At 70.9% G+C, this 26,317-nt stretch carries 23 protein-coding genes; 7 read left to right on the forward strand and 16 right to left on the reverse strand.

Annotated elements, in window-relative coordinates; genetic code table 11:
• Positions 1 to 49: 49 nt before the first annotated feature.
• From ACW9TB_RS13605 to ACW9TB_RS13665, 13 genes are all read right to left on the reverse strand, one after another.
• Positions 50 to 1,096, reverse strand: a complete 1,047-nt coding sequence (locus tag ACW9TB_RS13605; protein WP_472748352.1) for an FAD-dependent oxidoreductase — start codon at positions 1,094 to 1,096, stop codon at positions 50 to 52.
• 13 nt (positions 1,097 to 1,109) lie between these two features.
• Positions 1,110 to 2,396 (reverse strand): MFS transporter, encoded by a 1,287-nt coding sequence (locus ACW9TB_RS13610; RefSeq protein WP_472748353.1) that lies wholly within the window; start codon positions 2,394 to 2,396, stop codon positions 1,110 to 1,112.
• A complete protein-coding gene (locus ACW9TB_RS13615) occupies positions 2,393 to 3,631 on the reverse strand; it encodes an ATP-grasp domain-containing protein (RefSeq protein WP_472748354.1) in 1,239 nt (412 codons plus the stop codon). Before ACW9TB_RS13615 ends, ACW9TB_RS13610 begins: the two co-directional genes overlap by 4 nt.
• A gap of 1 nt (position 3,632) precedes the next feature.
• Positions 3,633 to 5,003: a cation:proton antiporter gene (locus ACW9TB_RS13620; RefSeq protein WP_472748508.1), complete on the reverse strand. Its 1,371-nt coding sequence runs from the start codon at positions 5,001 to 5,003 to the stop codon at positions 3,633 to 3,635.
• Between the two features lie 5 nt (positions 5,004 to 5,008).
• Positions 5,009 to 6,814, reverse strand: coding sequence for an ABC transporter substrate-binding protein (locus tag ACW9TB_RS13625; protein WP_472748355.1), 1,806 nt, complete (start codon positions 6,812 to 6,814; stop codon positions 5,009 to 5,011).
• Between the two features lies 1 nt (position 6,815).
• Positions 6,816 to 7,235: an avidin-fold protein gene (locus tag ACW9TB_RS13630; RefSeq protein ID WP_472748356.1), complete on the reverse strand. Its 420-nt coding sequence runs from the start codon at positions 7,233 to 7,235 to the stop codon at positions 6,816 to 6,818.
• On the reverse strand, positions 7,232 to 8,080 hold the full coding sequence (ddaH, locus tag ACW9TB_RS13635) for a dimethylargininase (protein ID WP_472748357.1): 849 nt from the start codon (positions 8,078 to 8,080) through the stop codon (positions 7,232 to 7,234). The genes ACW9TB_RS13630 and ddaH overlap by 4 nt, the downstream gene beginning before the upstream one ends.
• Complete coding sequence (locus ACW9TB_RS13640; RefSeq protein ID WP_472748358.1) at positions 8,077 to 9,321, reverse strand: ATP-grasp domain-containing protein; 1,245 nt, start codon at positions 9,319 to 9,321, stop codon at positions 8,077 to 8,079. Before ACW9TB_RS13640 ends, ddaH begins: the two co-directional genes overlap by 4 nt.
• An 11-nt stretch (positions 9,322 to 9,332) precedes the next feature.
• The gene (locus tag ACW9TB_RS13645; protein ID WP_472748359.1) at positions 9,333 to 10,868 is read right to left on the reverse strand and encodes a class I tRNA ligase family protein; all 1,536 of its coding nucleotides are present in this window, start codon (positions 10,866 to 10,868) and stop codon (positions 9,333 to 9,335) included.
• Complete coding sequence (locus ACW9TB_RS13650) at positions 10,865 to 11,230, reverse strand: cupin domain-containing protein (protein ID WP_472748360.1); 366 nt, start codon at positions 11,228 to 11,230, stop codon at positions 10,865 to 10,867. Before ACW9TB_RS13650 ends, ACW9TB_RS13645 begins: the two co-directional genes overlap by 4 nt.
• Before the next feature lie 30 nt (positions 11,231 to 11,260).
• Positions 11,261 to 12,559 carry a SidA/IucD/PvdA family monooxygenase gene (locus ACW9TB_RS13655; protein WP_472748361.1) on the reverse strand — a complete coding sequence of 433 codons (1,299 nt, stop codon included), beginning with the start codon at positions 12,557 to 12,559 and terminating at the stop codon, positions 11,261 to 11,263.
• A gap of 75 nt (positions 12,560 to 12,634) precedes the next feature.
• Entirely contained in the window at positions 12,635 to 12,781 is a 147-nt protein-coding gene (locus tag ACW9TB_RS13660; protein ID WP_472748362.1) for a hypothetical protein, read from the reverse strand.
• Between the two features lie 150 nt (positions 12,782 to 12,931).
• Positions 12,932 to 13,300 carry a hypothetical protein gene (locus tag ACW9TB_RS13665; RefSeq protein ID WP_472748363.1) on the reverse strand — a complete coding sequence of 123 codons (369 nt, stop codon included), beginning with the start codon at positions 13,298 to 13,300 and terminating at the stop codon, positions 12,932 to 12,934.
• 458 nt (positions 13,301 to 13,758) lie between these two features.
• On the opposite strand from ACW9TB_RS13665, the gene ACW9TB_RS13670 reads away from it, so the two are divergent.
• A complete protein-coding gene (locus tag ACW9TB_RS13670) occupies positions 13,759 to 14,748 on the forward strand; it encodes a LuxR C-terminal-related transcriptional regulator (RefSeq protein ID WP_472748364.1) in 990 nt (329 codons plus the stop codon).
• Positions 14,749 to 14,939: 191 nt separating this feature from the next.
• Here ACW9TB_RS13670 and ACW9TB_RS13675 read toward each other — a convergent pair whose 3' ends face one another.
• Entirely contained in the window at positions 14,940 to 15,461 is a 522-nt protein-coding gene (locus ACW9TB_RS13675) for a hypothetical protein (RefSeq protein WP_472748365.1), read from the reverse strand.
• Positions 15,462 to 15,768: 307 nt separating this feature from the next.
• Between ACW9TB_RS13675 and ACW9TB_RS13680 the strand changes: the two genes are divergently transcribed.
• The 3 genes from ACW9TB_RS13680 (at position 15,769) to ACW9TB_RS13690 (ending at position 18,968) form a co-directional block, all read left to right on the forward strand.
• Positions 15,769 to 17,442: a purple acid phosphatase family protein gene (locus tag ACW9TB_RS13680; protein ID WP_472748366.1), complete on the forward strand. Its 1,674-nt coding sequence runs from the start codon at positions 15,769 to 15,771 to the stop codon at positions 17,440 to 17,442.
• A 90-nt stretch (positions 17,443 to 17,532) separates the two neighbouring features.
• Positions 17,533 to 18,189, forward strand: coding sequence for a hypothetical protein (locus ACW9TB_RS13685; protein WP_472748367.1), 657 nt, complete (start codon positions 17,533 to 17,535; stop codon positions 18,187 to 18,189).
• Positions 18,186 to 18,968, forward strand: coding sequence for a nickel/cobalt transporter (locus tag ACW9TB_RS13690; RefSeq protein ID WP_472748368.1), 783 nt, complete (start codon positions 18,186 to 18,188; stop codon positions 18,966 to 18,968). The genes ACW9TB_RS13685 and ACW9TB_RS13690 overlap by 4 nt, the downstream gene beginning before the upstream one ends.
• Positions 18,969 to 19,114: 146 nt before the next feature.
• Here the strand turns inward: ACW9TB_RS13690 and ACW9TB_RS13695 are convergent, their stop codons facing one another.
• The gene (locus tag ACW9TB_RS13695; RefSeq protein ID WP_472748369.1) at positions 19,115 to 19,630 is read right to left on the reverse strand and encodes a methyltransferase family protein; all 516 of its coding nucleotides are present in this window, start codon (positions 19,628 to 19,630) and stop codon (positions 19,115 to 19,117) included.
• A 278-nt stretch (positions 19,631 to 19,908) separates the two neighbouring features.
• Between ACW9TB_RS13695 and ACW9TB_RS13700 the strand changes: the two genes are divergently transcribed.
• Genes ACW9TB_RS13700 through ACW9TB_RS13710 form a run of 3 tightly spaced genes read left to right on the forward strand, consistent with a single transcriptional unit; the run spans position 19,909 to position 25,686 of the window.
• Positions 19,909 to 24,000 carry a Pls/PosA family non-ribosomal peptide synthetase gene (locus tag ACW9TB_RS13700; protein WP_472748370.1) on the forward strand — a complete coding sequence of 1,364 codons (4,092 nt, stop codon included), beginning with the start codon at positions 19,909 to 19,911 and terminating at the stop codon, positions 23,998 to 24,000.
• A 24-nt stretch (positions 24,001 to 24,024) separates the two neighbouring features.
• On the forward strand, positions 24,025 to 25,317 hold the full coding sequence (locus ACW9TB_RS13705) for a M1 family metallopeptidase (RefSeq protein ID WP_472748371.1): 1,293 nt from the start codon (positions 24,025 to 24,027) through the stop codon (positions 25,315 to 25,317).
• A gap of 54 nt (positions 25,318 to 25,371) precedes the next feature.
• Positions 25,372 to 25,686 carry an L-rhamnose mutarotase gene (locus ACW9TB_RS13710; RefSeq protein WP_472748372.1) on the forward strand — a complete coding sequence of 105 codons (315 nt, stop codon included), beginning with the start codon at positions 25,372 to 25,374 and terminating at the stop codon, positions 25,684 to 25,686.
• Positions 25,687 to 25,725: 39 nt separating this feature from the next.
• Here ACW9TB_RS13710 and ACW9TB_RS13715 read toward each other — a convergent pair whose 3' ends face one another.
• Positions 25,726 to 26,157, reverse strand: a complete 432-nt coding sequence (locus ACW9TB_RS13715) for an ester cyclase (RefSeq protein ID WP_472748373.1) — start codon at positions 26,155 to 26,157, stop codon at positions 25,726 to 25,728.
• Positions 26,158 to 26,317: the final 160 nt, after the last annotated feature.

Here is a 26,317-nt window from a genome sequence, read left to right on the forward strand (position 1 = left end):
GACCCGCCCCTGACGGACGGCGTCCCCGGCGTCCCCGGCGTCCCCTCGCTCACCGCAGCGACCTGACGAGGCTTCGCGCGGCCGTACGGCTCGCGGCGAGCACGGTCTTGCCCGCGCCACCGCTCCCCCCGGTGAAGGTGTAGACGCCCTTGGCCAGGGGCCGCAGCGACAACCCGCCCGTGGGGTGGTAGCACTCGACCGCGGTGACGGCCTTGACCGTCCCGCCCGGCGGCCGGTATCCGATCCTGGCCTCGGCGACGTCCAGGATCCTGCTGGTGAGGACGGGGTCGGTCGGCGTGCTTCCAGGGGTGATGTCCCATCTGTTGGTGGGCAGCCCGAGCAGGACCCGCTCCTCGGCGTAGGACCTGCCGTAGAGCCCGGACGTCTCGTCGACGAACGCGTCCGGCTTCTTCCCCGCCGAGGGGCCGAGCACGTACTGGATCACCTTGGTGCGCAGCCCCGCGTCCGTCAGGCCCGTACGGGCGAGAAGGCCCTGGGTCCACGCCCCCGCGGCCACCACGACGGCGTCGAACCTCGCCGGACTCCCCTCGGACGGCCGGACCTCCGCCTCGGCGGTGATGCCGTCCACCTGACCGTCGATGACGAAGGCGCCCGACCTGACGAGCTCGACGAGAAGCCGGTCGCGGAAGGCGTTCGGGGAGAGGTATCCGGCGCGCTTCTCGACGACGGCCACGCTCCCCTCCGGCAGCTGGCGGAACGTGCCCCGGGTGCTGAGCTCCGCGCCGCTGACCAGGGAGATCGAGCCGGGAAGCCGGCTGCGTACCAGCTCGACCAGGCCCTCGGTGCCCGGTCCGAGGCCGGGCAGCAGGTACACCGAGCCGGTCTCCCGGTAGGAGGCCCACTCGCGCAGTTCCCGGTTCGAGTGGAGCTCGGCGAGGCTGTCGGCGGCTTCCAGGCACAGGGCGGGGTCGGGCTCGAAGGCCCTGGTCAGGCCACCGGAGGCGGCGCTGGCGTCGGCCCTCCTGTGTGGCTCTCCGGTGTACAGGTGGACGGCACTGCCTCTGACGACCTCGCACAGGCGCCAGGCCAGCATCGCTCCGGCGATCCCGCCCCCCACGACGGCGATTTTGATCATCGCACTCCTCCGTTCATGTCGCCGAGGCGGTCGCGGTCTGCGACTCGTCGGCCTTGCTTGGGTCTCTCATGCCGATCAGTCCCGCCACCGTCGCGATCGCGGAGACCAGGGCCGCCCACAGCCACACCGAGCGGCCGACCTGGAACCACACCAGGGTTCCGATCACCGGCCCGATCGCGGTGCCGAGCCCGAAGACGCTCTGCATGGCGCCGATGTAGCGCCCGCGGAGCCGCTCGGGAGCGGCCAGGGCGGGGTAGGCGAACGTGGTGGGCCCGCCGATGATCTCCGAGAGTGTCCAGACCAGGGTGCCGAGCATGAACCAGATCGGGAGGGGGGAGATCGCGTAGATGGCGTAGCCGACCGAGACGAGGCCGAGGCCGAGCAGCGCGGTCAGCCGGATCGGCCACTTCTGCACGACCTTCGTCATCGCCAGCTCGCAGGTGATGACGATGAGGCCGTTCAGCGAGACGGCCGCGCCGTACCACCACAGGCTGATGCCCGCGGCGGAGATGTCCAGCGGGAGGGTCGCCGTGTACTGGCAGTAGACGATGGAGGTGAGCAGCATCGCGACCAGGTAGACGCTGTAGCGCCAGTCGGCGAGCACCGCGCGGTAGCCGGTACGGCCCGCCTCGGGGGACTCCTCCACCGTCTCCACCGGCTTGGCCACGCGCGGGGCGCGCTTGGGCAGCGCGAACATCACGATGCCGCCGAAGACCAGTGCCGCCGCGGCCTCGCCCCAGAAGAGCGCGTTGTAGGAGACGGACAGCAGCGCGGCGCCGATCAGCGGGGCGGCGGTCATGCCGAGGTTCAGGCCGAGCCGGTACATCGCCGTGATCATCACGACCCGGTGCCTCGGCGTCAGCTCGGTGAGCATCGTCTGGGCGGCCGGCCGGTAGAACTGGCCGACCGTGCTGACCATGAAGACGGCTGCCAGGATCATGGCGTAGGACGGGGCGTAGAGGATGGACACGATCAGCAGGGCCGAGCCGCCCATGCTGATCAGGGTGACCGCCCGGGCGCCGAGCCGGTCGGAGAGCGATCCTCCGGCCAGCGAGCCCACCACCGCACCGGCTCCGTACACGCCCAGGGCGAGTCCCGCCTGGGTGGCGGAGAAGCCCCGGTCGGTCAGGAACAGCACCAGGTAGATCTGGATGAACGCGGCCAGCCTGCTGATGAATCCCCCGAAGAGCAGCGCCTTGACGGCGCGCGGGGAGTCCCGCAGGGTGGCGAAGACCCCGTCGTCCGGTTTGTCGGGGGGTGTCGCGGACACGTTGCTCTCGTTCTCGATGACGGCGGTCATGCTGCTTCCTTCACCTTCAGGTGCGCCTCGGCGGCGTCCAGCGCGGCCCGGCACTCGTCGACGGTCGGGGACAGCGCGGTGGCGTAGGCGATACGCCCCCACAGAGTGCCCTTGGGCGGTGGTGAGACGGTCGCGCCCGCGGCGACCACCGGGACGACCCGGTCGATCTCGGGGGGCAGGCCGGTCTCGTCGAACTCGATCGACTCGATCGTGGTGTCGTCCTCGGCGACGTAGAAGAAGCGCACGCCGCCGACGAGCTTGCGCTCGGGGACGAGCGCGGGGGTACGGCCGCAGGCCACCGCGGCGGCGGCCAGGCCGGGGTCGATCCCGGTGGTGAGCATCCCGAGGTAGGGGATCATGTCCCCGCCCAGGCGGGCGTTCACCTCGATGACGCGCAGCCCCCTGGAGGAGAGCTTGACCTCGGTGTGGGTGAAACCGTCGGTGAACCCGAGGGCGGTGTGCGTGTCCTGCAAAACGCGGCAGAACTCCGGGTCCTGCAAAAGCTCGTCCTGGGCGTCGACGAAGTGGCCCACCTCCTCGCAGTAGGGCTCGTAGCCGAGGACCTTCCTGCCGAGGAAGAGCGGGGTCACCACACCGTTCTGGACGACGGCGTCGACGCTGACCTCGGAGCCGTCGGCGAACTCCTCGACCAGGACGGGGACCTCGAACGTCGCCCCGTCGGGGACGGTGAGGTCGTGGACGAAGGCGAACCGCTCCGCCAGCTCCGCGGGGTCCTCGACCTTGATGACGCCCAGGCTGCCGCCGAGGCCGCGCGGCTTGAGGATGGCCGGGTAGCCGACCGTCTCGGCGGCGCGCAGGGCCTCGTCGAGCGTGGAGACGGCGAGCGACCTGGGCTGCGGGACGCCGAGCGCGTCGAGCGCGACGCGGGTGAGGTGCTTGTCGCGGCAGCGGCGCACCATCTCCGGGTCGCCGCCCGGCAGGCCGAGGGCCTCCGAGACGTGCGAGGCGGCCAGGATCCTGGACTCGTCCCAGCACAGCACCCCGTGCACGGGCTCGCGGGCGGAGAGCTCCAGCGCGGCGGCGGCCAGCGCGGGGCCGTCGGTGGTGTCGGGGACGACGGTCCAGCCGGTGACGTACTCCCGCTCCCAGCCGGGCTCGGTGGCCACCAGGAGGTGGACGCGGTACTCGGTGGCGATGGAGCGCAGCAGGTACTCGCGGTAGTGCCGCATCCCCGTCGCGACCACCAGGATCAGCGGCCTGGTGTCGGTGGTCATGTCACGCCTCCTTGGCGGTGGTCACGAGCTGCTTGTCGGAGCTGTCGGAGCCCTGTTCGGGGCCCTGAAGGGTGTCGAAGAACTCCTCGCGGATGGCCTCGTCCTCGGTCGGGGCGATCCTGGCCGCCGCGTAGCGCAGCAGGGGCGGCGCCATCATCGAGGTCACGACCGCGACCAGGACGATGACCGTGTACGACGCGGTGGTGAGCACGCCCAGGCGGAGGCCGACCATCGCGATGATCACTTCGATCACCCCGCGGGAGTTGAGACCGGCGCCGAGCGCGAGGGCCTCCCAGCGGGTACGGCGGGCGATGCGCGCCCCGAGGTAGGCCCCGGCGAACTTGGCCGCGATGGCGACGGTCAGCACCACGATCCCGGCGATGAGCACGGGCGGTTTGGCCAGCTCGGTCAGGTTCATCCGCAGGCCCGCCGTCGCGAAGAAGATCGGTGCGAGCACCGCGGCGACGAACGTCTGCAGGGGGGCCAGCCTGGCGACCTTCAGGTCCGGCGAGGAGCCGACGAGCGCCCCGCAGATGAAGGCGCCGAGGATGGCCTCGAAGCCCATCGACTGGGTGATCGCGGCCGAGAGCAGGACCATGATCGTCACAGCGGCGATCGTGGTGGAGCTCCCGCCCCGGTCGGCGGCGCGCAGCACCCTGGCGACCACCCTGCGGCCGAGCAGGACCGACACGGCCACGAGGCCGACGAGCAGCGCGATCGCGGTGAGAGCGGCCTGCCCGGTGCGCGCCCCGGCGGTGGCGAGCGCGGAGACCACCGAGAGCAGGAACCAGCCGACCACGTCGTCGATGACGGCGCTGCTCAGGATGAGCTGGCCGATGTCGCGGTGCAGCAGGCGCATCTCCATCAGCACCTTGGCGATGACGGGGATGGCGCTGACGCAGAGCGCGACGCCGAGGAAGAGCGCGAAGACGGTGTGGTCGACGCCCGCGGCGATCATCTCGGAGGGGGCGAGGAACCCGATCCCGATGCCGAGGACGAGCGGGACGACCAGCCCGGCGCCGCTGATCCAGGCGGCGCTCCTGCCCTGGCGGCGGATGAAGCCCAGGTCGAGGTGCATGCCGGTCAGGCCCACCAGCAGCAGGACGCCGACCTGGCCAACCGCGTCGATCATGTGGAATCTGGCCGGGTCGGTGGGCAGCAGCCAGGCGGAGAACTCGGGGGCGACGTTGGCGAGCAGCGAGGGCCCGATCAGGATGCCCGCGCTGAGCTCACCGAGCAGGGCGGGCAGCCCGAAGCGGACGGACAGACGTCCCAGGACGGTGGCCAGGCTCAGGAGCAGCCCGAGTTGCAGCAGGAGGATCATCAGGTTGTGCGCGGGGATGACGGCGACGGGGGCCGTGGCGATCGCCATGGCGGTCACTCGCCGTCCTCGACGTAGTACCAGTTCTCCGGGCTGATCATCCCGAAGGGGTTGATCGGCTCGAAGCCCCGGAGTTTGTTGGAGACCTCGAACAGCCGCAGGGAGAAGTTCGGGATGAAGATGACGGGGACCTGCTCGGCGATGTAGTCCTGGTACTCGTAGAGCGCCGCGGGGTCGTCGCTGGTCAGGGTGCGGTCGATGAGCTCGTCGGCCCTCGGGTCGGTGTAGTGGCCGAAGTTGCCTCCGGCGTCGGTCCTGAAGAGGATCTCGCCGCTCGGGTAGTGGTAGACCCAGCCGCCGCCCCAGGTGCTCAGCTCCCACAGGCAGGGGCTGTCGGGCCCGACGACGCAGGGGGCGTCCTCGGCCACCAGGACCGAGCCGTAGACCTCCTGCAGCCGCAGCTCGATACCGGCCTTGACGGCGTCGTCGCGGAACTGCTCCATCAGCCGGGTGAGCGCGGGGCGTCCCTCGGCGTACCTGAGGGAGAAGCTGAGCTTGGTACCGCCGGGGATGCCCGCGCCGGCCTGACCGGGGCCCTCGCCGGGGTTGACGCAGACGGCGGGGAACGTGCTGGTGTCCCAGCCGTTCGCCTCCAGCAGCTCGCGGGCCCGCTCGGCGTCGAAGGGCAGGATCGGCGCGCCCTGGAGGGTGGGCGAGACCAGGTCGCTCACCGGGTAGCGGGGCACCGGCCCGTCCTGCCGGTAGGCGTAGCCGTGGTAGATGTCGCGGGCCGCCCGGTCCTGGTCGAGCGCGTGCTGCATCGCCTGCCTGATGTAGGTCTGGGCGAGCATCTTGCCGGCGACGGTCGGGTTGTTGTAGTTGAGCGGGATGTAGCGGATGCAGAAGGCCGCCTGCGGGACCAGCGTGTAGTCGTCGGCGAGCGGGTTGGGACCGCCCTTGGTCGGGTCGTCGGTCGGCTCGGTGCTGAAGCTCAGCGGCAGGTAGCCGACCTGGATGCCGTCGGGCGCGTCCGGTCCCTCCAGCAGTTTCTGGTACTCCTCGCCGTCGGACATGAAGGGGATCTGCCGGAACTCGTCCAGGTGCGCCTTGTTCGGCCCGGAGTAGTGCTCGTTGGGGACGAAGGTGACGACGCCCTCCATGGTGTAGCTCTTCAGCCGCCACGGGCCGCTGACCACGCTCCACACCGGGCTCGTCGCCCAGTGCACCCGGTCGGAGTTGTCCTCCTCGATGACGCCGCCGTTCTCGCCCATCAGGAAGTCGTAGACGGCGGCGACGTTCTCCAGGCTGAACGAGGCGTCGGAGGGCCCCTCGGCGGTGCGATCCCAGGCCTTGGGCATCGGGGTGATGGTGCTGAGCTGGTTCATCAGCACCCAGCGCTTGGAGTAGACCTTGTCGAAGGTGAAGTAGACCTTGTCCTCGGCGAGCTTGCCGTAGGAGACGAGGTTGTCGGGGAAGCAGCCGGGGACGTACTCGCCGTAGCGCTCGCCCTTGACGGCCATCATGTTGACCCAGAACAGCACGTTGTCCGCGCAGATCGTCTCGCCGTTGGACCACTTCCAGGGCTTGACGGTGACGGTGACGGTGAGGCCGTCCTCGCTCCACTGCGGGGGCTCGCCGATGCTGAGGTCGTAGTCGACCTCGGGGGTGCCGTGCGTGCCGAAGAAGTAGAGGGGCCGGTACATCAGGATCTGGAACTCAAGCAGGTTGCGGGTGCCGAAACGCTCGGGCGGGGTGAAGGGGAAGATGATGGAGGGAGGGAACCCGGGCGCGCACGCCCAGGTCACCGTGCCGCCCTTGACGGGCTTCTCCACGTTCGGGCGGGCAATGGTGTTCAGCGTCATGTCAGCTCTCAGTCCTCGGGTGGGGCAGGGTGAAGGTGTCGGGGTCGATCTCTTCAAGGAGGTCGGGGTCGATCTCTTCGAGGAGGTCGGGGTCGATCTCCTCAAGGAGGGAGACGCCGCTGCTCGCGTGGGCGCCGTAGCGCTCCCACGTCTCGTGCAGCAGGACCCGGCCGTCGGGGAGCAGTTCGGGGGTGCTTCGGCAGTGGCCCGACACGACGGCCCCGTTGTCGAGGACCATCGTGTAGGCGAAGTCGAGGGAGCCGTCGGGGGCGCAGAGCCCGGTGAGGGTTCCCCGGCGGGCGTGGCCGCCGGAGAACTCGCCCCACAGCAGGTCGCCGTCCTGGCGGTACAGCGCGATCGGGTGCTTCTCCTCGGGGGGGACGCCGCCGGTGGTGAAGCGGCGCCCGTTGTAGTCGATCATGAGCGGGCCGCCCTGAGTTCGAGGGTGCAGCACTTGGCGCTGCCACCGGACTTCAGCAGCTCGGAGAGCTCGACGCCGATGGGCTCGTAGCCGCGCTCGCGCAGCTCGCCCATCAGGTGGGTGGCCGCGGGCGGCATCAGGACGTGGCGGCCGTCGGAGACGGCGTTCAGCCCGAACACCTCGGCGTCGGCCTCGGTGGCGATGATCGCGTCGGGGTACAGGACGCGCAGCACGCCCTGGCTCTCCCTGGAGAAGGCCCCCGGGTAGTACATGATCTGGTCGCGATCGAGCACGGCCAGCGCGGTGTCGAGGTGGTAGAAGCGCGGGTCGACCAGCCTCAGCCCCGCCACGGGCATCCCGAAGAACTTCTCCGCCTCGCGGTGCGAGCGGATGTCGGTACGGAAGCCGGTGCCGGCCAGCAGGTATCTCCCGGCGTGCAGGTAGTCGCCCTCGCCCTCGTTGACGTGGACCGCCTCGCGGGTCCGGTAGCCGCGGGCGCGGAACCACTCCAGGTACGCGGGGCCCTCGGCGGCCCGCTCCTCGTACCGGAACTTGGCCGACAGCACCCTGCCCTTGATGACCGTCGCGCCGTTGGCGGCGAACACCATGTCGGGGTAGCCGGGCAGCGGCTCGATGAACTCCACCTGGTGGCCCAGGGCGCGGAAGGCGCGCAGCAGGCCGTCCCACTGGAGTCTGGCCAGCGCGCCGTCGACTGGTTTGTCGGGGTTCATCCAGGGGTTGATGGAGTAGACGACGTCGAAGTGGGTGGGCGGGCACATCAGGTAGCGGCGGGTGCGGGCGACCCGAAGGGTCCGGTGCGGCGCCTCCTCGGCCAGCTGTGTCATGACGCTTCTCCGTCCCGGACGAGGGTGACGTTGATCTTGGAGGCGTAGTCGAGCATCGTCGCCCTGGCGTCCTCCAGGGAGGTGCCGGTGGTGCCCAGGAAGCCGAGGATGCTGTTGCCCTCCGGCGGGCGCCGGACGACGTCCCCGGGGCTGGCGGTGATCTTGAGGAAGAAGACCTTCTCGGACTCGGAGACCTCGGCGGGCACGTCGATCGCGGTGATCCGGCCCGCGTCGCACATCAGGCACATCGCGGTGACGTGGACGCCGGTGGGCCGGTAGTGGCGCACCCTCGGCGCCGCGCCTCGGGCCACGTCCATCACGGCGCGGATCGGGTTGTGCGCGGCGGTGATCCCGGCGATGAGGTCCAGCCCGCCGCCGCCCGGCCTGATCGCGATCTCCAGCAGGTACGGCTCGCCCCGGTGGAAGCGCACCTCGGCGTGCAGCACACTGCGCCGCAGCCCCTGGGAGTGCGCGCCCGCCCTGACCACGCGGTGCACCGCGGCCACCTGCTCGGGGGTGAGCGAGGTCGGCCCGTGGTGCACGTCGTCGTCGAAGGTGCCTCCCTCGACGGTGATGCGGTCCACGATGGAGCCGAGGTAGACCTCGCCGTCCCAGGCCACGGCCTCGATGAGGAACTCCTCCCCGTCGAGGAAGGACTCGACCAGCAGGCCGTGCGGGCCGAGGTCGAGGCCGTGCGCCTCCATCTCGAACCACGACATCCCCTCGATACCGGCCAGCGCCTGGGGGAACAGCTCCGCCATCTCCTCCGCGTCGTCGACCTTGAACACGAAGTTGCTCGCGGCGCCCAGGGTGGGCTTGAGGATGACCGGGTAGCCGTAGTCACCGGCCGCGCCGAGCGCCCCCTCCAGGTCGGTGACGAAGCGGAAGTCCGGGTGCGGCGCGTCGTACTTGCGGTGCGCCTCGCGCATCAGCAGCTTGTTGCGGCTGGTCCTGGCCGCCTCGAAGCCCACGCCCGGCAGCCCGAGCGCCTCGGCGACGGCCGCGACCGTGGTCACGGCCGACTCCGAGAAGGTGATGATCCCGTCGAAGCGCTCCTGCTCGTGCCACTCCTTGGCCTCGGTGATGAGGTCGTCGATGTTCTGCGAGCCCACGACGCGGTAGCGGTCCGCGGGCCAGAAGTCCGGGGTGCCGACGCCGTTGAGCACGTAGAGCTCGGCGCCGTAGTCCTGCACCTGCTGGTAGCGGGAGCGGTAGTAGGTGGCGTTCTGTCTGGCTTCCATGGCGAGGAGTTTCATCGGGGGCTCCCGGGCAGTCGCGGTAGCAGGAAGGCGTCGATCGTCTCCGCGGAGGTGTCGAGGGTGAGCTCGACACCGGCCGCCTCGGCCTCGGCCGCGACGTCGATGAGGATGGGGGCGGCGCAGGACAGGAAGGCGCGCACCTCCATCAGGAGGTCACCGGGCTCGTCGCGCTCGGCGGTCAGCAACCTGCCGAGCTGGGTGACGATGCCGTCCGCGGCCCTGGTCGGGCTGAACGAGGTGAGGTCGTAGCAGAGGCGGAACCGCTCGACGACCACCGCGGCCCGGCGGCGCCCGGCGTCGGTGACCTTGAGCTCCTCCCCGGGGTCGGTGACGAGGGTGTCGAGGCGGTCGGCGAGCGCGTTCCACGGCTCGCGCAGCCTGCGGGCGGTGACCTTGTCGAGCCCCTCCCTGGTGAAGTTGGCCCGCTGGTCCTCCGGGCAGGTCAGGGCGAGGTAGAACCGGACGAGGTCGCGCGGCACCTCGGCGACGAGGTCGGCGCCGCGGATGAGGTGGTTGCGGCTGGTGGAGAACTTCTCGTTCTCCAGCTCGTAGAACTCGTTGCAGATGTTGGCGTCGGGGGTGATGTAGCGGTCGCCGTGGGCGAGCAGCATGACCAGGTCGACCATGCCCCAGAAGTAGACGTTGTCGAATCCGTGGAAGTAGACGAGGCTGTTGCCGCTCTCGGCGCGCCAGGCCTGGTCGACGGGCCCCTCGGGCTCACCGGCCGCCTTCCAGGTGCTGTAGATCGAGGCGGGCATCGCCTCGACCCACGGGTAGAGGATCTGGCCGGGCGTCTCGGCGAACGGGGCGTCGATCCCCCAGCCCGGCGACGGCACCGTGATCGGGATCTCCGGGAGCGGCCGGGCCAGGATCTCGCGGATGAGCTGCTTGCTGTGTCCCCTCCAGGTGTTCTCGCGGGCGGCGTAGTAGGCGGTGAGCTCCTCCCGGTAGTTCTCGGTGGGCAGGACCAGGACGGTGACCTCGCGCGAGGTCACCGAGTCGGCGGGGTCGAGGACCGAGCGCGGGGAGCCCAGGTCGTCGAAGTGGTTGGGGTGGCCGCAGCCCTCGCAGGAGCCGCCGCAGCTCTCGGTCAGGCAGGCCGGGCACTCGCCCTTGACCAGCCCGTCGAACAGGTAGGTGCCCGCGTTCTCCGCGTACGGCATGCGCACGGTCCGCAGCTCGAACCGGCCCAGCTCGTGCAGGGCGGTGACGAAGTCGAGCACGGTCTTGCGGTAGGTGTCGTCGATGGGCGGCATCGGGGCCAGGGAGATGCCCATCGCCTCGACCGACCGCTGGATGGCCGCGGTGGACGCCGCGCACAGCTCGGCGGGCGTGGTGCCGTGCTTGTGGGCGGTCGAGATCATGTACGACTGGCTGTCGTCGGTGCAGGTGTTGTAGTTGACCGGGCGGCCGTCGGCCCGCAGGTAGCGGGAGTAGACGTCGCCGGCGACGTAGGGGCCCGCCATGTGGCCGACGTGCAGGTCCCCGTTGGGCGTCGGCGTGGCGGCGATGACGATCGTCTCGCTCATCGCTCCCCCTCGTGGCGGGTCTCGAACGTGCGGACCAGGTCGTGGTCCCACCAGATGCCGTACATCTCGAAGATGTCGGTGCCGTCGTTGACGACCCGGTGGTCGGTGCCGGGCGGGAAGTAGGCGACGTCCCCGGCGGAGAAGGGGGCGCTCTCGCCCTCGCTCTCCAGGACCGCCTCGCCGGAGACGGCTATGAAGATCTCGTATTCGTGATGGGCGTGCCGGGTCGAGGCGGTTCCGGGCGCGATGACGCACCAGGCCCCCTCGAACGGGGCGTTCAGCGTCTCCCAGGGCATCAGCCGCTTGGCGAGCAGGCCGTTGTCCTGGCGCAGGTGGGCAGGGTCATAGGAACGGAGGTCCACGGGAGTTCTCCTTGTGGGGGTCGGAGAGGATCAGGAGGCGACCGGGAGGGCGAACGGCGTCAGGAGCTCGGCGGCGGCGTCGTTCTCGCGGATGTCGTAGACGATCTCCTCCGCCCGGTTGGCCAGCGTGCTGAGCAGGGAGTCGGCGATGCCGTGCGTGTCCTCGTTGACGCCCTGCAGGTAGCAGGCGGCGTCCGAGCCGGCGGGCAGGGACAGCTTGTAGAAGCGGTCGACACCGATCTCGCCGAGGCCCGCCCTCGCGGCGAGGTCGCGGATCAGCTTGGGCATCCGGCGGTCGAAGCCGGTGCCGAGCAGCAGGACGTCGCAGACCAGCTCGTCGTAGCCGCCGCTCTTCCTGTCCTGGAGGGTGAGGACGATCTCCTCGCCCTCGGTCCTGGCCGCGGCGATCTCGGCCATCGTGATGATCTGGATCCGCTCCTGCCCGAGGAGCCGCTCCAGGTAGATCTGCCGGTAGAGGTTCTCGAGCAGGCCCGGGGACAGGCCCGCGTAGTTGGTGCGGTGCATCTCGCCGAGGAGCTGGCGGCGCGCGTCGGGGCGCGATCCGTGGAACTCGTCCACGAAGGAGGGGTAGAAGAGCTCGTTGGTGAACTTGCTGCTCTCGTAGCCGTTGAGGCCGATGGAGCGCATCACCATCGTGCACTGGGCGTTGGGCATGCTCTGGTGGGTGGCCCACAGCATCTCGGCCGCGCTCTGCGCGCCGCCGATGACCGCGACCCGGTGCGGGGCGTCGTGGTCGAGCCCGGCGACTTTCCGGCTGTACTCGGTGCTGTGGATGACCCGCTCGCGGGGGATCGTGCCGAACACCTCGGGGACGTGCGCGTCGCGGCCGGCGCCGACCACGAGGGTGCGGCAGCCGATGGTCGAGCCGTCGGCGAGCTGGACGACCCACCGCTCGACGCCGCCGTCCGCGGCCAGGATCGGCTCGACGGTCACGCAGCGCCGGTTGTACTCGATGCGCACCTGGGCGAGCGACTCGGCCACCCAGAGCAGGTAGTTCGAGATCTCCATTCTGTACGGGGTGAAACTGCCCAGGTTGACGAATTCACCGAGCCTTCCCACGGAGTGCAGGTGGTTCACGAAGGAGAATCTGCTCTGCGGGTTTCTCAGGGTGACCAGGTCCTTGAGAAAGGACACCTGGCTCTGGGTCCAGGGCAGCAGCATTCCCCGCTGCCAGACCACGTTCTCGTGCTGTTCTATGATCAGCGTTTTGGTGGCCAGTTCCGGAGCGAGCTCTTCGAGGGCCACGGCGAGGGCGAGGTTGGACGGCCCTGCGCCGAGGGCGAGTAACTCGACTTCCTGGTGCTTCACGGTGGTCGCCTCCCGGACGACTTCTCGGGCGCGGTGCCCGTGACGAATGGTTTTCTTGGGTTTCTCCTGGTCGGCTCACTGCCATCCGGCACCGCCGGCCGGGGCGAGGGCCACGGTGGCCGCGAGGCCGGCCCTCGCTCCCGGCACGGCCTGGGCGACGGGGAAGGTGGTGAGCGAGCGGACGCCGAGGACGGGGGCGGTGGGACGGATCGTGGTGTTCATCGTTCTTCTTTTCCTTTCGGCCGACGATCTCGGCGCCCTTTTTTCTTTTTCGCGGGAGCCCCCCGGATTCTTTTTCCGGATATTTCCCGCTTCGTTCTGACACTTCGATTCTTGGTCGATCCGGGTGGTTTGCGGAAGCCCTGGAGGCTGTCAGCGCGCTGCAATGGCAGGACGCTGACAGGCCTCCTCGTCGAACGCCTCAAGGCGCCCGAGCGCGAGGTTGAGATCGGTGCCGCAGGCCACCAGCGCCCAGCCCGACAGCTGGGGTACGTCGTCGAGGGCGCGCAGGCACAGCCGGGCCGCCGCGCTCTCGGCGTCGTCGAGGGAGGGTCTGCGGATGAAGAGACCGAGATGGATTCCAGCGGGATGTTCCTCGCTGTAGATGTGCTCTATCCCGTCAGCGGGCTCCGCCAGCACCAGGAGCAGGTGTCGGAGCTCACGCGCGGACAGCCACCCGCCGGGCGGGGCCGGGCGGCCTTCGATCTCGGGGGCGCGCAGTCGCGCGTTGATGAGATACATGAATCGACCGTGGTTCGCGCGCGGCGAATTCACCAGGTGTTTCCGCTGGCAGGTCCATGGCGTGGCAGGTTCATGCCATCGCGCTGAACTCCCGCGTCCCGGCGTCGGCGGGCCCCGTACGGCGCCCCGCGAGACCCGGAACCCCCGTCGCGAAAAACCCGGAACTCCAGCCCCGCGGGACCCCGGAATCGCCATCGCGAAAGGACCTGGAATCGCCATCGCGAAAGACCCCGGAACCGCCGTCGCGAGAGGACATCGCCGTCGCGAAAGAGCCCGGAACCCCTGTCGCGAAAAACCCCCGCGAGGCTCCAGAAAAGGGCATCACACCTCGGGAGAAACCGGGCAATCGCATAACCCGGTCGTCACTGCGCCGGGCTACTTTCAGAATGCGATCGTCGTGGGCCCCGCCCATTCGGATCGCGTCTCGGTCATGCTCGAACCGTGAAGGGGTCGTGCTCATGCTGCTTGGCATCGGGTCCGCCGAGGAAACCGTCTACCGCACCATCCTGGAGAACCCCTCCTACGGGGTGACCGAGCTGAGCCTGGAGCTGGGATGGCCGGTCCACCGGATCCGCGCCACCCTGGACGAGCTGGCCAAGCTGTCGCTCCTGCGCCCCTCGTGGGAGGAGCCGGACGTGCTGCGCCTGGTCCGCCCGGAGGTGGGGCTGTCCGCGCTGCTGGCCAGGGAGGAGGCCGCGCTGCTCGCCAAGCAGCAGGAGATCGAGCGGAGCCGGACGGCCATCGCCCAGATGATCGCGGTCTACGGCGACCAGAACCCGGCGCGCTCAAGCGACGACTCCGAGGCGCTCGTCGGCATCGACACGATCCGCAACAGGATCGAGGAGCTGGTCACCGAGTGCCGGCAGGAGCTGCTCGGGTTCGAGCCCAAGAGCGCCCAGACCCCGGAGAACATCATGGCGAGCCGCCCGCTGGACGAGGCCCTGCTCGACCGCGGCGTGGCGATCCGCATCATCTACCCCGACAGCGTCCGCAACGACCAGGCGACCACCGGATACGCGACCTGGCTCACCGGGAACGGCGGCCGGGTCCGTACCACCCCCGGCCTCCCGCTCCGCATGCTCATCTTCGACCGGCGGGTGGCCCTGCTGCCGACGGACCCCGCGGACACCAGCGTTGGAGCGGTCCTGTTGCGCGGGGCGGGCGTCGTCACCGCCCTGACCGCCCTGTTCGAGCAGACCTGGGGTGCCTCCAGTCCCCTCGGCGAGGAGCGCAGCCGCGACGAGAAGGGCCTCAGCGGCCAGGAACGCGAGGTGCTCCGCCTGCTCTCGACGGGGCTGACCGACGAGGCGGTGGCCCGCAGGCTCGACGTCTCGGTACGCACCCTGCGGCGGGTCACCGCCGAGCTGATGGAACGGCTCGACGCGCGCAGCCGGTTCCAGGCCGGATACCTCGCGGCCGCCAGGGGATGGCTGCCGTCCGGCCTCTGAGCACGGTCACTTCCTCGTACGGCCTCTGAGCACGCCACGAACCACGGGCACTCCCTCGTACGGCCTCTGAGCACGTCACAAACCCCCGGGCACTCCCCCGTACGGTGTCCGACCTCCGGTGGCGACACGGCACGCGGGACCGGCCCCGGTTCCAGCCCCGGCCCCGGCCCCCGCTCCGGTGTGAACGGGGTTCAGCTCGCCGCGGGGAGCGCGGAGCCGTCCATCGGGCCGCCGGGACTGTAGACCACGCACATGACGTCGCGGTCGCCGCCCGCCCAGGTCTCCCGGGTCGGCAGGACCGGGTAGAAGTCCAGTTCCGAGGCCGACTCGCCGCTCCAGTAGGTGTCGAACCCCCGTCGGCAGCTCCGCCACGCGAACGCGCTCAGCGCGACCGGATCCCACCCGCCCTCGGGAGCGTGCACGAAGCCGTACGCCTGGTTGGCCGCCCGCTCGTGGCAGGGCGTGTACAGCACGACGACCTCGGCCGCCTCCCCGGAGTAGGCCGGGTCGGTGAAGCACTCCCCCGCCTCGATGTGCAGGATCCCGCTCGTCCGCGCGGTGACGAAGGTCTCGTCCTTGACCGTCGGCCCGGTCGTCCCCGGCGGCCCCGTCGTGGTCGGCGGCGGGAACAGCGTCCCGAGCGCCACGAGGCCGAGAAGCAGGATCCAGCGGCGGGCGGGCCGCCCGGTACCGGCCTGGCGGGTGGCGGTCAACGGGACATCCTGTTCCTCGGGAAGCGGCTCTTCACCCGGGGAGCGACTCCGCTGTTCGACGGCCGGTTCGACGGCTGGTCGGCCACACCATAGGCGCGGCCCGCGGAACGCGCGGGCAACGGGGGGTGGCGGGCGCGCGGACGTCCGGCGACATCGGCGGTACGGCCGGGGCCACGGGTTCCCAGGGGGACATGTTCATCCGGGCGCAATACTCAATATAGGCATTTGATGATCTTTTCTGGATCAATACGGACGTCCACCGCACTCCCTCGGTGGACGGCGACTCCTCCCCGGAAAAGAGCTCAAGATGGGCGAAGTCAATATGCCCCGGCCCACCGGATCTCGGCGAACGAAACTGACCGCGGCGGGCGCGGGCGTGCTGCTCCTCGGCGGCCTGGCGTTCGGCCCGGTGGCGTTCGGCGCCGCCGCGCCGCCGAAATATCCCGCCGCCGACATCCACAAGCCCTCCCCCATGCCCGACCGGGTCATCCTGACCCCGACCACCACCCCGTCGACCAGCCAGAAGGTCACCTGGCGGGCCGTGGCCGACGCCGAGTCGGCGCAGGCGGAGATCCTGGAGGCCCCGCGCGCGCTCGGCGCGGTCGTACCGGCCGCGGGCGCGGTCGTCAACGTCAGGGCGGCCAGCACCACCCCGGTCAACACCACCCTCGGGTACGCCTCCATCTACCACACGGTGGAGTTCACCGGCCTGAAGCCGAACACCCGGTACACCTACCGGGTCGGCGACGGCACCAACTGGGCCGAGTGGAGCGACTTCACCACCGCGGCGGCCGGTCTCCAGCCGTTCTCGTTCATCTACTACGGCGACGCGCAGAACTACATCGACTCGGCGGTGCCGCGCGTCTTCCGCCAGGCGTTCGCCGACCGCCCGCAGGCGAAGGTGATCGTCAACGCCGGTGACCTCATCGACTCCGCGAACAGCGAGGAGCAGTGGGGCCAGTGGTACAAGGCCGCGGGCTTCATCGACAGCCAGGTCAACAACATCTCGATCCCCGGCAACCACGAGTACAGCGGCGGGCTGTCCGCCTTCTGGCGGCCGCAGTTCCCCTATCCGGACAACGGTCCGGGCAACCCCGAGCTGAAGCAGACCGCCTACACCGTCGACTACCAGGGCGTACGCTTCATCGGCCTGGACTCCAACGTGCAGGGCACCCCGGCCCTGATGGCCGCGCAGGCCACCTGGCTGGAGGGCCTGCTCAAGGACAACCCGAACAGGTGGACGGTGGTGACCTTCCACCACCCCGTCTACTCCACCACCGGGACCCGCAACAACCCCGCCGTACGTGACCAGTGGGGTCCGCTGTTCGAGAAGTACGGCGTGGACCTGGTCCTTCAGGGCCACGACCACTCCTACGGCCGGGGCAACGTGGCGACCGCCCGCAAGTCGGTCACGGTCAACAACGGCGTCGCCTACGTCGTGTCGGTCTCCGGCGGCAAGATGTACGCCCTCAACAACGGCGAGAACTGGACCGGCAACGGCGCCGAGGTCGTCAGCAAGAGCGAGAACACCCAGCTCTACCAGCTGATCGACGTCGAGGCCGACCGCATCACGTTCGAGGCCCGCTACGCCAACGGCGAGCACCACGACGGCTTCGTCATCCGCAAGAACCGGGCGGGCGAGCGCACGGTCAACGAGGTCCGCACCCCGGAGAACACCGTCGGCGAGCAGGTCACCGTCGACAGGACCACCGTCGGGACGCGCGGCGAGCTCAAGATCTCCGCGTACGGCTACGACCCGGGCGAGCGGGTGTCCGTCTACCTGCGGAAGGCGAGTGACCGCGACAGGGGACACGGGCACGACAGGGACGAGTCGATCGGCGTCCGGAACGCCGACGAGCTGGGCCGCCTGACCTACGCCTTCAGGCTGCCGAGCAAGGCGAGGCGGGGCGACACCTACGTGGTGTACCTGTCCAGCGCCAACCAGAAGATCACCAGCCCGGTCATCACGGTCACCCGGTAGTGACCTCTCCGGGAGCGGGACCGTCATCACGGCGGTCCCGCTCCCGGAGGTGCCGGGCACCGCGCCCGAGTCGTGCGAACAGGAGATCCGTTGAGAATCCACACCCGCGTGCTGGCGGGCGTGCTGCTCGTCTGCGTCCTGGGCGGCTGGGCCACACCGGCCGCCGCTCACCCCTTCGGGCCGCCGTCCACCGCGCGGATCGAGGCCGACGGCTCGCGCGTGACCATCTCGTGGTTCGCGGCCGAGGACGACTGGGTCGCCCTCGGCCAGTCGATCGGGGCGTTCGAGGACCCGGCCACCGGCACCGTGTCGACGGAGCTGACCGGCGAGCAGAAACTGGAGCGGTCATCGGCCCTGCGTGACTACCTGCTGGACCGGATCACGGTCGCCCAGGGCGGGCGGCGGTGTGAGAGCCGGTTGGAGGAGCTCCGGGCCCTGGTCACCGACGGCGCCCGGTTCGTCTTCGACTGCCGGAGCCCGGTCACGCAGCTGGACGTCACCGTCGCCGCCCTGACCGACCTCAACAAGGCGTACCGGACGATGCTCGTCGCCGAGACTCCCGCGACTCCCGGGCGGACGCTTCTCACCGGGGCCGAGAGCACCCGGCGCCTGACCTTCTCCGACACGGGCGGGAGCGGCCTGCCCTCGGGGACGACGGCCGTCGTCGTCTGGGCCGCCGTACTGCTGGCCGGAGCGGGTGTGCTCACCGCGTTGTGGAGGCGGCGCGGGACGGACGGGCGGTCGTGACGGAGTTCGGCGGCTTCGAGGGCCGGTTCGTCTCGCTCTTCGACGACAGGGGCGTCTTCTGGGCGATCCTCGCCGTCGCGCTCGTCGCCGGAGCCCTGCACGCGGTCGCCCCCGGCCACGGCAAGAGCGTCACGGCGGCCTATCTGGTCGGCACCCGGGGCGGCTACCGCGACGCGCTGCGCCTGGGGGTCATCGTGGCGCTGATGCACACCTTCTCGGTGTTGGTGCTGGCGTTCGCCTGGGTGGGACTGAGCGGCGCCGCGAGTTTCGGCACGAAGAACGTCACCGCCTGGATGCAGGTCGCGGCCGGGCTGGTCACGATCGGCGTCGGCGCGCATCTCACCTACCGCCACCTGCGGGACCGGAACCGGCTGAGAACCCACCACGGCCACGGACATGGCCACGGCCACGGGCACGGCCACGGGCATCCGGCCGAGGACGGGACGGACCCCTGGTCGCGCCGGGGCCTCCTCGCGCTCGCCCTCTCCGGCGGGTTGCTGCCCTCGCCGTCGGCCTTCGTCGTCCTGATGAGCGGGCTGCTCACCGGCCGGGCCTTCGACGCCGTCGTGCTCGTCGCCGCCTTCGGCCTGGGGATGGCCCTCACCCTGACCGGCGTGGGCGTCGTGACGATCCGGGGATACGCGCTGCTGACCCGGGGAACCCGCGGGTGGTCACGGGCCTCCACCGCGCTGGCCTGGGCTCCGGCCGCCGCCGGGGTCGTGGTCTCCTCCGCGGGCGGTCTCTATCTCGTCGCGGCGCTGAGCGTCGTGACCGGCTGAGCGTCGTGACCGGCTGAGCTTCATGACCGGCTGAGCTTCATGACCGGCTGAGCTTCATGACCGGCTGAATCGCGCGAACGGCGATCAACCGGGGACACGGTGACCGATCAAGGACACGGTGACCGAATCAAGGGCGCGGCGATCGATCAGGGTTCGTAGCCGCGTGAGCGGGGCCACCAGCCGGGCACCGCCGCGCGGTATCTCTCGTAGTCGGCGCCGAACGCGCGGCGCAGGGTCGGTTCCTCGTACCAGCGGACGAACGCGACGACCGGCACGGCCGTGGCGGCGGCGTACAGCAGCAGGACGGGGCGGCCCAGGAGCAGCGCCTGCCCGCCGATGATCGCGAAGACCGCCACGTACATCGGGTTGCGGACGTGCGCGTACAGCCCGCCGACGACCAAGTGCTCGGTGGGCGCGATCGGGGCGGGGGTGCCGAGGCCCTCCACGACGAACCTGACGAACGCCCTGACCAGCACCGTGGCCCCGGCGAGGACGAGTACCGCGCCGACGAGACGCAGTGACACCGCGACCCAGGGCGGCGCCGCGAGCAGGAGGTCCCCCGCCTCCCAGCGGGTGATCCACCAGGGCAGGAGCCCGGCGACGGTGCCCGGTGCCAGCGCGAAGAAGATCGCGGTCCCGACGGCGGCGGGGGTTCTGCGCATCGCGTCACGCTCCTGTGTCGCTGCCTCCGGAGGCGTACGACCGTCGCCTGCGGCGGTTAATTCATTGTGCGTTGAGTTTAGGCTCAGGACGAAGGGGCGTCAACGACCGGAAGGCCGCCATGGCAACCTGGGTGAAAGATGCCTGAAAGGGAAGATTTATACGGGGTAAGGCCGCACGGACGAAACGCATTAACCCCGTGCACGTAGGCTGTCCCGGGCCCACAGGGGCGTCGTACACATGGGGGAAGACAGTGATTCCGTTACCAGCAGGCACCGGCATGCCGTCGCGAGCACTCCTGCCCGGAGGGACCGCGCCGCAGGCCAGGACGTTGCTGGACATCCTCGACCAGACCACGCGACGTCATCCTCACGCGCTCGCCTTGGACGACGGGCGGACCCGTCTCGACTACACCGAACTCCGGACCGAGGCGGGCCGGATGGCCCTGGAGCTACGGGCGGCCGGAGTCGGGCGCGGCGACCGGGTCGGGGTGCGGATCCCCTCGGGCACCGTCGGCCTGTACGTCGCGATCGTCGCCGTCCTCACCGCCGGGGCCGCCTACGTCCCGGTGGACGCCGACGACCCCGAGGAGCGGGCTGACCTGGTCTTCGGCGAGGCCCGGGTCCGCGCCGTCATCGGCGACGGCGGGAAGATCGCCCCCTACGGCGACCCGTACGAGCGCCTGGGCACCCCCTCGCCCGGCGCCGGTGCGGCGCGCGGGACCGGCCACGGCGAGCGTTCCGGCGGGCAGGACGGCGCCCCCGACCCCGAATGTGAGATTCACCACTCCGGCGACCGCCCCGGCAACGGGCCTCTCGCCCCGGAGCCCCGGCACACCGGCGGGTCGGAACTCGACTACGCGGCGGAGCTGCACGGCATCGGCCCGCACATCGTCCGGTACTCCACACCCCTGCCAGTCGCCCGCGACAGGGAGACGGCCACGGTCCGCGACAGGGAGCGGGACCGGAGCCGGGGCAGCGGCCGTCCGGGGCCGGAGGACGACGCGTGGATCATCTTCACCTCCGGGTCCACCGGCAAGCCCAAGGGCGTGGCGGTGACCCACCGCAACGCGGCGGCGTTCGTGGACGCCGAGGCACGGCTGTTCCTCACCGGGGAGCCCATCGGGCCCGGTGACCGGGTGCTGGCGGGGCTCTCGGTGGCGTTCGACGCCTCCTGCGAGGAGATGTGGCTGGCCTGGCGGTACGGCGGCTGCCTGGTGGCGGCCCCCCGCGCGCTGGTGCGCACCGGCATGGACCTGGGGCCGTGGCTGCTGGACATGGGCATCACGGTCGTGTCGACCGTACCGACCCTGGCGGCGCTCTGGCCGGTGGAGACCCTCGACGACGTACGGCTGCTGATCTTCGGCGGTGAGGCGTGCCCGCCGGAGCTGGCCGAGCGGCTGGCCGTACCGGGGCGCGAGGTGTGGAACACCTACGGCCCGACCGAGGCGACGGTGGTGGCGTGCGCGGCGCCGCTGACCGGGGAGGGCCCGGTGCGGATCGGGCTGCCGCTGGCGGGCTGGGACCTGGCCGTCGTCGGCAAGGACGGCGAGCCGGTGGCGATGGGCGAGACCGGCGAGCTGGTCATCGGCGGGGTCGGGCTCGCCAGATACCTGGACCCGGCCAAGGACGCCGAGAAGTACGCGCCGCTCGCGTCGCTCGGCTGGGAGCGCGCCTACCGCAGCGGTGACCTGGTACGGGCGGAGCCCGAGGGACTGATCTTCGTCGGGCGGGCCGACGAGCAGATCAAGCTCGGCGGGCGCAGGATCGAGCTGGGCGAGGTGGACGCGGCGCTGCAGGCGCTGCCCGGGGTCGCCGGGGCCGCCTCGGCGGTCCGCACGACCGGCGGCGGGCACCAGCTGCTCGTCGGCTACGTCGTGCCCGGCGAGGGGTTCGACCGCGAGGACGCCAGGGACCGCCTCCGCCACTCCCTGCCCGCCGCGCTGATCCCCAGGATCGCCCTGGTGGACGAGCTTCCGACGCGCACCTCCGGGAAGATCGACAGGGACGCCCTGCCCTGGCCGCTCCCCAAGGAGTCCACGACGCCCGACGCCGGGATACCGGACGTCGACCCGTGGGTGGCCGAGTGCTGGCTGGACATCCTGGGCGGCGTCGAGGGCGACTTCTTCGCCGAGGGCGGCACCAGCCTCGCGGCGGCGCGGCTGGTCTCGGCACTGCGGACCCGCTACCCGGCGGTCACCGTCGGCGACGTCTACGACAACCCGACGCTGCCCCAGCTCGGCAGGCACCTGTCGGCGCTCGACGCGCCGGAGATCGTGACCACCGACCGGATCGTCACGCCGATGCCGCGCCGCTCCGCGATCGCGCAGGCGGCGCTCACCGTGCCGCTGCTCAGCGTCGGCGCGCTGCGCTGGGTGGTGGCGCTGGCCGCGCTGAACAACCTGGTGGGCCTGCCCGGGGCGCCGGTCGTCTCGTGGTGGTGGGTGCTCGCGGGCGCGCTGCTGTTCGTCAGCCCCGCGGGGCGGATCGCGCTCGCCGCGGGCGGCGCCCGGCTGCTGCTGCGCGACCTGAGACCGGGCACGTACCCCAGGGGCGGCGGCACGCACCTGCGGCTGTGGTTCGCCGAGCAGCTCTCCGAACGGCTCGGCGTGGGCGAGGTGTCGACCGCGCCGTGGCTCACCCACTACGCGCGGGCACTCGGCGCCCAGGTCGGCGACGACGCGGACCTGCACTCGATGCCGCCGATCACCGGGATGCTCAAGCTGGGCAGGTACGCGGCCGTCGAGCCCGAGGTCGACCTGAACGGCTACTGGATCGACGGCGACCAGGTGCACGTCGGCGAGATCAAGATCGGCGCCTCCGCCACGGTCGGCGCCCGCACGACCCTGTTCCCCGGCACGAAGATCGGCAAGAACGCCCAGGTGGCACCCGGTTCGGCGGTGGCGGGCTCGGTGCCGTCCGGGGAGCGCTGGGCGGGCGTGCCCGCGAGCCGGATGGGCAAGGCCAGACCCCCGGCCGCCGACCGCCCGCCGCGCTCGTGGCACTGGGCGACGGCCTACGGGCTGTCCGCGCTGGTCCTGAGCGCCTTCCCGGTGATCGCCGCGCTGCCGGGCCTCGCCGTCCTGCTGCGCGACGGCGCCCCCTCCCTGACCTCCGTCCTGTACGGGGTGCCCCTGGCCACCCTCGCCTCGGTGGCCACCCTCGCCCTGCTGACCGTGCTCTCGGTACGGCTGCTCTCGGCCGGGCTGCACGCCGGGCAGCACCCGGTGCACAGCCGTCAGGCCTGGCAGGCGTGGGCGACGGGCCTGCTGATGTCGATGGCGCGGGTCTGGCTGTTCCCGCTGTACGCGAGCATGGTCACCCCCGCCTGGCTGCGCGCCCTGGGCATGAAGGTCGGCCGGGACGTGGAGCTGTCGACGGTGCTGGCGCTGCCGTCGATGACCTCGGTCGGCGACGGCGCCTTCCTCGCCGACGACACGATGGTCGCCCCGTACGAGCTGGAGGGCGGGCGGCTGCGGGTCGATCACGTGCGGATCGGCAAGCGCGCGTTCCTCGGCAACTCGGGAATGACCGCGCCGGGGCGCAAGGTGCCCAAGGACGGGCTGGTCGCGGTGCTGTCGGCGGCGCCGAAGAAGGCCAAGGCGGGCTCGTCGTACCTGGGGATGCCCCCGGTGGAGCTGCGCAGGGCCGCCGAGGAGGGCGACCGGAGCCGCACCTACGACCCGCCGCCGAGGCTGAGGTTCGCCCGCGCCGCGGTCGAGGTGTGCCGCGTGGTGCCGGTGATGTGCACGGTCGCGGTGGCCGTGCTCGTCGTGGCGGCCGTGGAGTGGCTGGCGGGGGCGTACGGCTTCGCGGTGGCGGCGGCCCTGTCGGGCGTGGCGGTGCTGGGCGGCGGGGTGCTCGCCGCGGCGACGGCGACCGTGGCCAAGTGGGCCCTGGTGGGCCGGATCTCGGTGGGCGACCGGCCCCTGTGGAGCTCGTTCGTGTGGCGCAACGAACTGGCCGACACCTTCGTGGAGGTGCTGGCCGCGCCCTGGTTCGCCCAGCGCTGGCTGGGGACGGCGCCGCTGAACCTGTGGCTGCGTTCCCTGGGGGCGCGGGTGGGCAGGGGCGTGTGGTGCGAGACCTACTGGCTGCCCGAGGTCGACCTGGTCAGCCTGGGGGACGGGGTGTCGGTGAACCGGGGCTGCGTGTTGCAGACACACCTGTTCCACGACCGCGTGATGAGCATCGATACTGTCGTCATGCGGGACGGATCCACACTCGGACCCCACGGGGTGGTCCTGCCCGCGGCGACGATCGGGGAGAACACCACGGTCGGACCGGCGTCCCTGGTGATGCGCGGCGAGTCCGTGCCCGCCGGGACCCGCTGGTTCGGCAACCCGATCGCGGCGTGGGCCCGGCGAAGATAGGCACGAAGAACAGAGGAAGCCGGTGTGGCTCTGAGCACGACCTCCATCCCTCAGCTGTATTTCCCCATGCACGGCGACGACGGCTACCGGGTGGAGCACTACGACCTGACCCTCGACTACCGGGTGGGCCCCAACCGCCTGGGCGGGGTGGCCCGGATCTCCGCGGTGGCGCTGCGGCGGCTCACCCGGATCGCCTTCGACCTCGGCGCCCTGCGGGTGGGCGGCGTGCTGGTCGACGGCGCCCCGGTCCGCTTCACCCACCGCGGGGGCAAGCTCCACCTGTCGCCCGCCGGGCTGCGCCCCGGCCTGTTCACCGTCGAGATCCGCTACGCGGGCACCCCCCAGCCGGTGAACAGCCACTGGGGCGGGCTCGGCTGGGAGCAGCTCACCGACGGCGTCATCGTGGCCAGCCAGCCGATCGGGGCGCCCTCGTGGTTCCCGTGCAACGACCGGCCCGACGACAAGGCCACCTACCGGATCTCGGTCACCACCGCCTCCGCGTACCACGTGGTCGCCAACGGGGAGCTGGTCTCGAAGCGGCGGGCGGCCTCGACGACCACGTGGGTGTACGAGCAGGCCGAGCCGATGGCCTCCTACCTGGCGAGCGTGCAGATCGGCCGCTACCAGCAGACCGAACCGGCCCCGGGGATGCGGCTGATCTTCCCCGTCAGGTACGCCTCGCGGGTGCGCCACGACTTCGAGCGCCAGGACCGGATGATGGAGGTCTTCCGCGAGCGGTTCGGCCCCTACCCGTTCGGCTCCTACACCGCGGTGGTCGTGGACGACGAGCTGGAGATCCCGGTCGAGGCACAGGGCATGTCGATCTTCGGGGCGAACCACGTGGACGGCAGGCGGGGCGAGGAGCGGCTGGTCGCCCACGAGCTGGCCCACCAGTGGTTCGGCAACAGCCTGACGGTGGCCGACTGGCGTGACATCTGGCTGCACGAGGGGTTCGCCTCGTACGCGGAGTGGGTCTGGTCGGAGAGCTCCGGCGGCCTGTCATCCGATGACCACGCGCAGCGCTGGCACCGGCGCCTCTCCACGCTCCCCCAGGACTTCGTGCTGGCCGACCCGGGCCCCCGGCGGCTGTTCGACGACCGCGTCTACAAGCGCGGCGCGCTCACCCTGCACGCGCTCCGGCGCACCATGGGCGACGAGCCCTTCTTCGCGCTGCTCAGGGAGTGGACTGCCGGACACCGCCACGGGACCGTCACCACCGGCGCCTTCACCGCGCTGGCCTCGGGCCGCACGACGCAGCCACTGGACAAACTGATCGCAGGCTGGCTGTACGACCGCCGCCTGCCCGCCCTCCCCTGACCCGCATACGTCGGACCACTGCTATAACGGTCTACAACTTCGTGGAGGTACGGCATGCGCGTCGCGTTGCACACCCGGGTCAAGCCGGGCAGGGAGTCCGAGTACGACCAGGCGCACCGGGAGGTGCCCGCCGAGCTGACCGAGGCCATCAGGAGGGGCGGCGCGCACGAGTGGACGATCTGGCGCAGCGGCCAGGACCTGTTCCACGTGATCGAGTGCGACGACTACGAGGCGCTGCTGTCGTCGCTGGCGGACCTGCCGGTGAACATCACCTGGCAGGCCCGGATGGCCGAGCTGCTGGAGGTCGTGCACGACTATTCCGGGGAGGGCGCGGGCAAGGGCCTCCCGGCGGTGTGGCGGCTGCCCTGAGGCCCTTTTGGGACCGGACCCTTAAAAGGCCGGTAGGGGTCACACCGGCGCGGTCAGGAGGGAGAAGCCCAGCTGGCTGTACAGCTCCAGCTGGTCGTAGTAGCTCCGGTGGGTGGCGATCCTGTCGCCCTCGAGCGAGCACGCGCTGCAGCCCCGGACGATGATCTTGCGGCCGGTCCCCTCCGCCACGTGACCGTCGGGCAGGAGGAAGGGCCCGGTGTGAGTGGCCATGACCGTCCACTCGGTGACGGCGGGGTCGTCGCAGAACACCTTGTGCCAGGCGTTGAGGTGTATGTCGGGGAAACCGGCCAGGAAGTGCTGGTAGTACCAGAGAATCTGCTCGTGGCCTTCGGCTATGCCCACCGGCGTGACCAGGACGGCGTCCTCCCGGTAGCAGTCCATTATTTTGTTTATGTCATGCTCGTTGAGCGCGTCGAACAGCATGTCTTTGATCTCGCGGGCATCGGACATGACACACCTCCTTGGCCGCTGGGGCCACGGTATAACCGATTGTTTGGCAGCGGAAGGGCGCCGCCGACATCCGTCGCGAAACCACGAGATGCGCCCTGAGCAGCGACGATGCCAAACGCCCCGGGAGATCGCGGCGGCCGACGACACACCCGGAACGCGG

Source organism: Streptosporangium sp. H13245 (assembly GCF_055690525.1).

Bases quoted from the DNA above. Each gene is read 5' to 3' on its own strand.
- ACW9TB_RS13605 (WP_472748352.1), bottom strand. From the start codon at position 1,096: ATGATCAAAATCGCCGTCGTGGGGGGCGGGATCGCCGGAGCGATGCTG.
- ACW9TB_RS13610 (WP_472748353.1), bottom strand. From the start codon at position 2,396: ATGACCGCCGTCATCGAGAACGAGAGCAACGTGTCCGCGACACCCCCC.
- ACW9TB_RS13615 (WP_472748354.1), bottom strand. From the start codon at position 3,631: ATGACCACCGACACCAGGCCGCTGATCCTGGTGGTCGCGACGGGGATG.
- ACW9TB_RS13620 (WP_472748508.1), bottom strand. From the start codon at position 5,003: ATGGCGATCGCCACGGCCCCCGTCGCCGTCATCCCCGCGCACAACCTG.
- ACW9TB_RS13625 (WP_472748355.1), bottom strand. From the start codon at position 6,814: ATGACGCTGAACACCATTGCCCGCCCGAACGTGGAGAAGCCCGTCAAG.
- ACW9TB_RS13630 (WP_472748356.1), bottom strand. From the start codon at position 7,235: ATGATCGACTACAACGGGCGCCGCTTCACCACCGGCGGCGTCCCCCCC.
- ddaH (WP_472748357.1), bottom strand. From the start codon at position 8,080: ATGACACAGCTGGCCGAGGAGGCGCCGCACCGGACCCTTCGGGTCGCC.
- ACW9TB_RS13640 (WP_472748358.1), bottom strand. From the start codon at position 9,321: ATGGAAGCCAGACAGAACGCCACCTACTACCGCTCCCGCTACCAGCAG.
- ACW9TB_RS13645 (WP_472748359.1), bottom strand. From the start codon at position 10,868: ATGAGCGAGACGATCGTCATCGCCGCCACGCCGACGCCCAACGGGGAC.
- ACW9TB_RS13660 (WP_472748362.1), bottom strand. From the start codon at position 12,781: ATGAACACCACGATCCGTCCCACCGCCCCCGTCCTCGGCGTCCGCTCG.
- ACW9TB_RS13665 (WP_472748363.1), bottom strand. From the start codon at position 13,300: ATGTATCTCATCAACGCGCGACTGCGCGCCCCCGAGATCGAAGGCCGC.
- ACW9TB_RS13670 (WP_472748364.1), top strand. From the start codon at position 13,759: ATGCTGCTTGGCATCGGGTCCGCCGAGGAAACCGTCTACCGCACCATC.
- ACW9TB_RS13680 (WP_472748366.1), top strand. From the start codon at position 15,769: ATGGGCGAAGTCAATATGCCCCGGCCCACCGGATCTCGGCGAACGAAA.
- ACW9TB_RS13695 (WP_472748369.1), bottom strand. From the start codon at position 19,630: ATGCGCAGAACCCCCGCCGCCGTCGGGACCGCGATCTTCTTCGCGCTG.
- ACW9TB_RS13700 (WP_472748370.1), top strand. From the start codon at position 19,909: ATGCCGTCGCGAGCACTCCTGCCCGGAGGGACCGCGCCGCAGGCCAGG.
- ACW9TB_RS13710 (WP_472748372.1), top strand. From the start codon at position 25,372: ATGCGCGTCGCGTTGCACACCCGGGTCAAGCCGGGCAGGGAGTCCGAG.
- ACW9TB_RS13715 (WP_472748373.1), bottom strand. From the start codon at position 26,157: ATGTCCGATGCCCGCGAGATCAAAGACATGCTGTTCGACGCGCTCAAC.